The sequence below is a fragment of the Streptomyces sp. NPDC056224 genome (assembly GCF_042267665.1).
Lineage (GTDB): Bacteria > Actinomycetota > Actinomycetes > Streptomycetales > Streptomycetaceae > Streptomyces.
This window is the reverse complement of the sequence record NZ_JBHJTK010000015.1, coordinates 87,235-88,511: the sequence shown is the minus strand read 5'-3', so window position 1 is coordinate 88,511 and position 1,277 is coordinate 87,235. Positions and strand designations below refer to the sequence as shown.

The 1,277-nt window shown below is 74.2% G+C and carries 1 protein-coding gene; it reads right to left on the bottom strand.

The genetic code is table 11. The features are described 5' to 3' along the window. The coding region (locus tag ACFCZ1_RS19590) for a lytic polysaccharide monooxygenase (protein WP_376679522.1) at positions 1 to 1,131 on the bottom strand (1,131 nt) is incomplete at its 3' end. Between the last annotated feature and the right edge of the window lie 146 nt (positions 1,132 to 1,277).

The following is a 1,277-nucleotide window of genomic DNA, read 5'->3' as shown; positions in this document are numbered from 1 at the left end:
CTTGGTTTTGCGAGGCCCCCCCGACCCCGCGCCCGGGGGGGGGCCCCGGCGCCCGGGGGGGGCGTGGGGGGGCACCGGCCGCGAGGCGCCCCCGGCCGCACGGCGGCGGGCCAGCCCGAACATCACGGCCGCGCCCACGGTCAGGGCGCCGGCCCCGGCGATCGCGATCGCCGGAGTGGCGCCGTTGCCGCCGGTCTCGGCGAGGTTGTGGGTCTGCGCGGACTGCGACGCCAACGGTGTGGCCGCGGCCTGTCCGTTCGTCTTCGGGTCGTTGTCACCATGACCGCCGTGCTCCACCGTGGACTTGTCCGCGCCGGCGGCGATCTGCAGGTCCGTCGGGGCCGAGGGGGCGGCACTGGCGCCGGGCTTCGAGCCGGGCGCGGCGCCGGTTCCGGCGGTCGGTGCGGCGCTGGTCCCGGCGGTCGGTGCGGTGCTCGTTCCGGTGCTCGTTCCGGTGCTCGGCTTGGAGCCCGCACCGCCGCCGCTGTCCTTGCCGAAGACCACGTCCGAGCAGGTGTAGAAGGCCTCCGGGCTGTCCGAGCGCTGCCAGATGCTGTAGATCAGGTGGCGGCCGGACTTGTTGGGAACGGTGCCGGAGAACACGTAGTCGCCGTTCTGCATACCCGGGTCGGTGGCCTTCGCGAACGGCGCGGGCTCCAGGTCGGACCACTTCAGCGGCTTCGCCGGGTCGTACCCGTCCTTCGTCACGTACAGCTCGAAGGAACCCTTGTGGGGCGCCGTCCCCTTGTAGCGGAAGGTGTGCGCGCCCGCCGTCATCGGGCTCGCCGGCCAGTCGGCGCGCGCCAGGTCCAGCCCCTTGTACTTGGCGTTGCCCGCCGAGCACAGCTGGCCGTCCGGGATCAGCGTCTTGCTCTTCCCGGCGGCGTTGGCGATGTTCACGGCGTTCCAGTCGTAGAACGCCTGCGTCCCGCTCGCCGCGACCGCCGCCTTGCACGCCGCCGAGCGCGGGGACTCCGGGCCCTCCGCGTAGCAGGCCGCCACCCGGCTGACCGGGTCCGTCATCGAGCCGTGGGCGGCCGCGGGAGCGGCGGCGAACGCGGCCAGGGCGAGCGGGGCCAGCCCGATGACGGCGGGGCCGGCGATACGGGTGGCGGTGCGGCGTGCGGACATGGATGGATCTCCTTCGGGCACAAGACTGGGGTGCGCCAGCGGAATCGGAATGCGGCCCCGTGGCGCCCCGGGCCCCGTCGGGCGCCTTTCGGACCGATAAAGACTGTCGCGGCTGCCGCGGGGCGGGTAGAACTCCACCAATGACC